The sequence below is a fragment of the Mesorhizobium sp. M7A.F.Ca.CA.002.09.1.1 genome, assembly GCF_003998555.1.
In the GTDB taxonomy this organism is placed as follows: domain Bacteria; phylum Pseudomonadota; class Alphaproteobacteria; order Rhizobiales; family Rhizobiaceae; genus Mesorhizobium; species Mesorhizobium ciceri.
In genome coordinates, this window is sequence record NZ_RZRR01000302.1 from 1 (window position 1) to 5,718 (window position 5,718).

Annotated in this window: 7 protein-coding genes and 3 pseudogenes; 3 read left to right on the top strand and 7 right to left on the bottom strand. The window is 61.8% G+C overall.

Features of this window, described 5'->3' with window-relative positions:
• Positions 1–127, top strand: a pseudogene (locus EN994_RS36090) (peptidase); the annotation flags it as partial.
• Between the two features lie 31 nt (positions 128–158).
• Here the strand turns inward: EN994_RS36090 and EN994_RS15105 are convergent.
• Positions 159–614, bottom strand: a pseudogene (locus EN994_RS15105) (EAL domain-containing protein); the annotation flags it as partial.
• Positions 615–809: 195 nt separating this feature from the next.
• On the opposite strand from EN994_RS15105, the gene EN994_RS15110 reads away from it, so the two are divergent.
• Complete coding sequence (locus EN994_RS15110) at positions 810–2,432, top strand: sulfotransferase (protein ID WP_244514230.1); 1,623 nt, start codon at positions 810–812, stop codon at positions 2,430–2,432.
• 145 nt (positions 2,433–2,577) lie between these two features.
• Here EN994_RS15110 and EN994_RS15115 read toward each other — a convergent pair whose 3' ends face one another.
• Positions 2,578–2,931, bottom strand: a complete 354-nt coding sequence (locus EN994_RS15115) for a DUF1428 family protein (protein WP_063168835.1) — start codon at positions 2,929–2,931, stop codon at positions 2,578–2,580.
• A gap of 74 nt (positions 2,932–3,005) precedes the next feature.
• A complete protein-coding gene (locus EN994_RS15120; protein ID WP_013530024.1) occupies positions 3,006–3,434 on the bottom strand; it encodes a glyoxalase/bleomycin resistance/extradiol dioxygenase family protein in 429 nt (142 codons plus the stop codon).
• A 237-nt stretch (positions 3,435–3,671) separates the two neighbouring features.
• On the opposite strand from EN994_RS15120, the gene EN994_RS15125 reads away from it, so the two are divergent.
• A complete protein-coding gene (locus tag EN994_RS15125) occupies positions 3,672–4,286 on the top strand; it encodes a glutathione S-transferase (RefSeq protein WP_063168834.1) in 615 nt (204 codons plus the stop codon).
• 16 nt (positions 4,287–4,302) lie between these two features.
• Here the strand turns inward: EN994_RS15125 and EN994_RS15130 are convergent, their stop codons facing one another.
• The 4 genes and pseudogenes from EN994_RS15130 to EN994_RS15145 form a co-directional block, all read right to left on the bottom strand.
• Positions 4,303–4,461 (bottom strand): hypothetical protein, encoded by a 159-nt coding sequence (locus EN994_RS15130; RefSeq protein ID WP_013530026.1) that lies wholly within the window; start codon positions 4,459–4,461, stop codon positions 4,303–4,305.
• Positions 4,462–4,604: 143 nt separating this feature from the next.
• Positions 4,605–4,904 (bottom strand): HigA family addiction module antitoxin, encoded by a 300-nt coding sequence (locus EN994_RS15135; RefSeq protein ID WP_027039367.1) that lies wholly within the window; start codon positions 4,902–4,904, stop codon positions 4,605–4,607.
• Positions 4,905–4,916: 12 nt separating this feature from the next.
• Positions 4,917–5,199 (bottom strand): annotated as a pseudogene (locus EN994_RS15140) (type II toxin-antitoxin system RelE/ParE family toxin).
• 128 nt (positions 5,200–5,327) lie between these two features.
• On the bottom strand, positions 5,328–5,718 hold a 391-nt coding region (locus EN994_RS15145; RefSeq protein WP_164745931.1), incomplete at its 5' end, for an ATP-binding cassette domain-containing protein.

The window sequence follows — 5,718 nt, forward strand, 5'->3', positions numbered from 1 at the left end:
GCAGACGTTCTGCACCCGCGAATATGCGCCGGTGTGCGCGCGCCGGCATGGCGAGATGCGCACCTTCCCCAATTCCTGCGAAGCCCGTGCCGCGGACTATCGCGTCGTTGGCGACGGGCCGTGCTGAGAACGCTGCGCCTCGTTGAGGACGACAAGCATCAAGCCGTCGGCTCACCTGGCGACAGTCGGCGATGAACACAGTCGGCGATGAACTCGGACGCGGGCATGGGTCTGGCAAACAGCCGGCCCTGGCCGTAGTCGACGTCGCGTGCCGCGAGGTGGTCGGCCAGCGCCTGCGTTTCCCCGCCTTCGGCAACGATCTTCAGCTTTAGTGTCTTGGCCATGTCGATGATATGCGCGGTGACGGAATTGGTGGCGGAATTCGTGCTGATCGTATCGATGAACGATTTGTCGATTAGGAGCGCATCGAGCGGCAGCCCCTCGAGATAGGACAGGCTGGAGTAGCCGGTGCCGAAGTCGTCGATTGCCACTGCGTGGCCAAGTTCGCGGGCACGAACGAGCGTTGAGCGGGCCGAGTTGATATCGATGAACGCGCGCTCCGTGGCCTCGAGCCAGATTTGCTGGGGCCGGATCGCGGTGTGCTGATTTGATCTTTCCGCACCGACGAAAGGACGAGACAGCAAGCGAAGCCTTGAACCTGCGGCGCCGATGGCCTAGATCGCCACAGGCGGATAAAACACGGTAGGTTTCCCATCAACAGAGATCAAAGACGAGCGGCGGGTGCGGGAGCCAGGTCTGGCGCAGGCGGACAGCCGCCGCTGGGCCTCGACCAGTATGTGCAGCAGGCGTTGCAACTGCATCAGGCCGGGCGCCGGCAAGAGGCTGAGACGATCTACCGGCAGGTGCTGGCGCGTCAGCCCAAGCACGCGGCCGCGGCGCATTTCCTGGGACTGCTGCTTCACCAGACCGGGCGCAGCGAAGAAGGGCTGGATCTCATCGAACGGTCGGTGAGCCTGCAGCCGACGAATCCCGATTTCCTCAACAATTTCGGTACGGTGATGCGCGACCTCGGCCGCCCTGCTGCGGCCATCGATTTCTTCCGCGGCGCAGTGGATCTGCGGCCGGACCAACTCGCGGCGCGCGACAATCTCGGCTCATCGCTGAAACAGGTCGGCCAGTTCGAAGAGGCCGAAGAGATTTATCGCGGCACGGTTGCACGCAACCCATTTCATGTGCGCGCCCGCATCGGGCTTGCCGAAACCCTGCAGGAAGCCGGGCGGCTGGATGAGGCGCTGGCTGCCTTCCGCGAAGCGCTGGCGATCCGACCCAAGGATGCCGACCTGCTGCACGGGCTCGGCGTCGGGTTGATGGAAAAGGGCAAGCTCGACGAGGCGGCCGACCTGTTCCGGCAGGCGTTGGCGATCAACCCCGCCATGGCCACAGCCTGGCTGATGCTGACGCAGGTCAAGCGCCAGAAGGAGCGCGACAGCGAGCTTGGGGGCATGGAAGCCCAGCATGCCAAGGCGCCGCAGGACAGCCTGGCGCGCATGCAACTGTCCTTCGGACTCGGCAAGGCGAATGACGATCTCAGGGATTATGGCCGGGCCTTCGACTATTTCGCCGAGGGCAATGCGATCCGCCGCAAAGGCATCGACTACGACCAGGCCAGGACGCGGGCCGAGTTCGAGGCGATGAAGGCCACCTTCGATGCCGGCTTCTTCGAGAAGCACAGGCCCAGCTCAATCAGCGACGACACGCCGATCTTCATTGTCGGCATGCCGCGTTCGGGCACGACGCTGGTCGAGCAGATCATCGCCAGCCATCCGCAGGTCTATGGCGCAGGCGAGCTCAGCATATTGAAGAAGGCGGTCGGCAGGCAGTTCCCGGCGACCATGCCGGGTGGCTTCCCATGGGGCGTATCGGATACGGGCGATTCGGATTTTGCCGAGGCAGGCCAAGCCTATCTCGACATGCTCCATGCCCGCTATCCGAACATGCGCCACGTCACCGACAAAATGCCGGGCAACTTCCTGCTTGTCGGCTTCATCCACATGATGATGCCGAAGGCCAGGATCATCCACTGCGCGCGCGATGCGGCGGCCACCTGCCTGTCGATCTACAAGGTGCATTTCCGCGGCGACAGCCATCGCTATGGCTACGATCTCGGCGAGCTCGCCGACTTCCACAATCTCTACACCGACATCATGAAGCATTGGCACACGGTGCTGCCAGGCGTCGTGCACGATGTACGCTACGAGGATTTTGTCGCCGACCAGGAAGGCCAGACGCGGGCATTGATCGCCCATCTCGGCCTGCCCTGGGACGACGCGGCACTATCGTTCCACGAGACCGACCGACCGGTGCGCACGGCTTCAGCCGCACAGGTGCGCCAGCCGATGTATCAGGGGTCGGTCGATCTATGGAAGCGCTATGGTGACCGGCTGAAGCCGCTTCTGGACAGGCTGGATTAGCGCAACGCTCTCTAGCTGATCGTGGCCTTAGAGATTGGCCTAAGCACCCGCGTCGTCATCCTAAGGCCTTCGCGACGGAGCTTCGCTCCTGCTTCGTCCTAGGATGACGAAGCTGAGGGGCTTCTGCCAATCTGCTACCGGCTGCTCAAAGCTCTATGAATGGCTTGAAGCCACCGAAGATCATGCGCTTCCCGTCGAACGGCATGTCCGCCCAATCGGCCTTCAGGCGCGGATCTGCCATCACTTTGGCCATGACGGCATCGCGGCTCTCCCGCGACTCATAGACGGCCCAGGCGAAGACGACGATCTCGTCGTCCTTGGCCTGCACGGCGCGCGGGAACGAAGTGACCTCGCCATAGGGCACGTCGTCGCCGATGCATTCGACATAGGCGAGCGCGCCGTGTTCCATCCATATAGGGCCTGCGAGGTTGGCCAGCCTCTTGTAGTTATCGAGATTTGCCTTGGGCACGGCAAGCACGAAGCCATCGACATAGGACATTGTGGGTCTCCTCCTGGAAGTTCACAATCCCTCACCGACGCCAGCCGGTGAGGGACTTCGCCATTGGCGATAAATCAGGCTTTCTTGACCGGCGCATTCATCGCCCATTCGACGCCGAACGGGTCGCGCATATTGCCCCACTGGTCACCCCAGAACATGATCTGGAGCGGCACGGCGACTTCGCAGCCGGCATCGACGGCGCGCTTCCACCAGGCTTCGATGTCGTCGCTGCCGAGGTGAAGCTGCATGGTGTAACCTTGCGGCTTGACGGCAGGCATGCCGTTTTCGGGATAGAAGTCGGAGAGCATCAGCGTCGAGCCGTTGATGTGGAGGTGGATGTGCATGGTGCGGCCTTTTTCGTCCGCCGGATAGGCAAAGACCTGCTCGGCACCAAAGGCCTTCTTGTAGAATTCGGCAGCCTTGAAGGCGCCATCCAGCTGCAGATAGGGGGTCAATCCGCCGAGCACTTTGGCCGCGGGCTGAACGGGGGTCTGATCGGTCATCTGTTGTTCCTCTTTGCGTTTGGCCTTGCGAGCCAAAGGACGGATGAGGTGCCGGCGTTCCTACATGGCCGGCAGATTTTTTTGGCCGACCGGCCCTGGACAGTCCACGCAGCCGCAGTTGGACGAGAGGCGTGAAACGAACTTGCGTCGACCGCGCCCAATCAGAGCGCAATTCTCTCGGCTCGCAGGCTAGAACAGATGGATCAGGCGAACGCCTCTTCAAATCCTGGGACGACAATGATCCTCTACTATCAGACCCACTCACCCTTCGCGCGCAAGGCGCTCGTCTTCGCCCACGAGGTTGGCATTGCCGATCGGCTGGAGGTCATTCATCACGAGACCAGTCCGACCTTGCGCAATGCCCGCGTCTACGCCGAAAACCCGCTCGGCAAAGTGCCGGTGCTGTTGCGGCCCGACGCGTCGCCGATCTTCGATTCCGATGTCATCTGCGCCTATCTCGACACGCTGCATGACGGTCGCAAGCTGCTGCCGCAGGACGGCGAGGCGCGCTGGCAGGCATTGCGGTTGCAGGCGGTCGCCCAGGGCCTGGCGCAGACGGGTATAGCCTTGCGCTGGGAGACGGAAAGGAGACCCGAAAAGTTGCGCTATGGTGCTCTCGCCGACGGATACCGGGAAAAGATCGAGGCGAGCTACGACTGGATCGAGAGCACGCTGGACGACGAGGCGCCGCTCCATATCGGCCACATTGCCTTGGCCACCGCGCTGTCCTGGATGGCGTTCCGTCACCTTCCGCCTTTTCGCTCACGGGCACTGCTGACGCGCTGGTTCGAGGCTTTCGAAAAACGCGTATCGATGAAGGCGACGCCGCTTTCGGGCGATACGCATGACTGACTGGCGCCCCGCGAGGTCAGGGGCGGCGGCCGTTTTGCGCATCGAAGACGTCCGGAAACCCGATATCCTTGCGCAGCGAGGCAGGCAGTGAACGCAGGACGCGTTCGCTGCGGTGACGAGCGCGCGCTGCCGCATACCGGGTTGCGATGCGACCGATGGACGAAAGAACCGACATGATAATTCTCCTGGGTTGGGCCGGCATCATCGTGTCGGCATCCCAAGGACGCGGCGGGCTGAGGCTATCCGACAGATCGTCGAGATTTTTTTATCGCTAGCTCCGTAGCCTGCTTGAAGCGGGTTGTTGCTAACGCGATTACTTCAGGCCGCGGTTTGTAGACGTTCGATTGTTTCAAGATCGGCCTTCTTCGCCTCTCCCTCTACGGCGAGGTCGTAGCTCGCCTGCATATTCATCCAGAACTGCGGCGTGGTTCCGAAGAACTTCGCAAGGCGCAAAGCGGTGTCGGGCGTTACCGGTGTCGTCTCGCTGGCCAGGCGCTCGATGCGTGTGCGGGGCACATGCAGCTTTTTGGCCAGCGTGTAAGGCTTCAGATTGAGCGGCACGAGATATTCCTCACGGAGAATTTCTCCGGGATGGATAGGTGGGTTGATGTTCAGCATTTTGAACCCTCTTCAATGATAGTCGGTGATTTCAACATCCTCCGCTTGCCCTTCCACCCACCTAAAGCAGAGGCGGAATTGATCGTTGATGCGGATCGAATGCTGGCCCGCACGGTTACCTTTCAGCGGCTCAAGCCTGTTGCCGGGAGGCGTCTTCAGATTCGACAGTTCGGCGGCGTTGTCGATCATGAACAGCTTCCGCTGGGCTGAGCGGACAAAGGTCCGATGGGAAGCCCTTCGGAGCCTTGCCGTTCGAAACGGCTTCGCTGGTCTTGTCTTTGGAGGAGCTTATCACCTTGCCGACCCGAGTGGCGTACCATGGCATGATACGCTTCGGAAGTCAAGAAGACGTCTCGTAACATGATACGAAACTCCGGCCTGCGCTCGACAGGCCGGAACTTCATCGGCAGTTTTGTTCACCGATTAGCCAGCGCCCTCCGCCACCGAGCGGAAGAAATCCTCTGGGTCTTCGACTTCGGTCAGCCGCCGTTTCTCGATCAGCCAGAAGCGGTTGCCGATGGCGCGGATGAAGGAGCGGTCGTGCGAGGCGAGCACACAGCTTGCCTGATGTGCCAGCAGTTCCGCTTCCAGGGCTTCCTGGCCGTCGATGTCGAGATGGTTGGTCGGCTCGTCCAGCAGATAGAAGTTGGGATTGGCGAGCCTCAGCGCCAGCATCATCAGCCGCGCCTTCTGGCCGCCGGACAGCGCACCGATCTTTTTCTCCTGCATCTCGATGACCACGCCGGCGCCTGCCAGCAGCGAGCGGGCACGCTGCTCGCCGACATCGTAGCGGCGCGAGACCAGCATCAGCGGC

What these genes read in the sequence shown, in the direction of transcription:
- EN994_RS15130 (WP_013530026.1), bottom strand. Translation starts at nt 4,461, where the DNA reads ATGTCGGTTCTTTCGTCCATCGGTCGCATCGCAACCCGGTATGCGGCA.
- EN994_RS15115 (WP_063168835.1), bottom strand. Translation starts at nt 2,931, where the DNA reads ATGTCCTATGTCGATGGCTTCGTGCTTGCCGTGCCCAAGGCAAATCTC.
- EN994_RS15125 (WP_063168834.1), top strand. Translation starts at nt 3,672, where the DNA reads ATGATCCTCTACTATCAGACCCACTCACCCTTCGCGCGCAAGGCGCTC.
- EN994_RS15135 (WP_027039367.1), bottom strand. Translation starts at nt 4,904, where the DNA reads ATGCTGAACATCAACCCACCTATCCATCCCGGAGAAATTCTCCGTGAG.
- EN994_RS15120 (WP_013530024.1), bottom strand. Translation starts at nt 3,434, where the DNA reads ATGACCGATCAGACCCCCGTTCAGCCCGCGGCCAAAGTGCTCGGCGGA.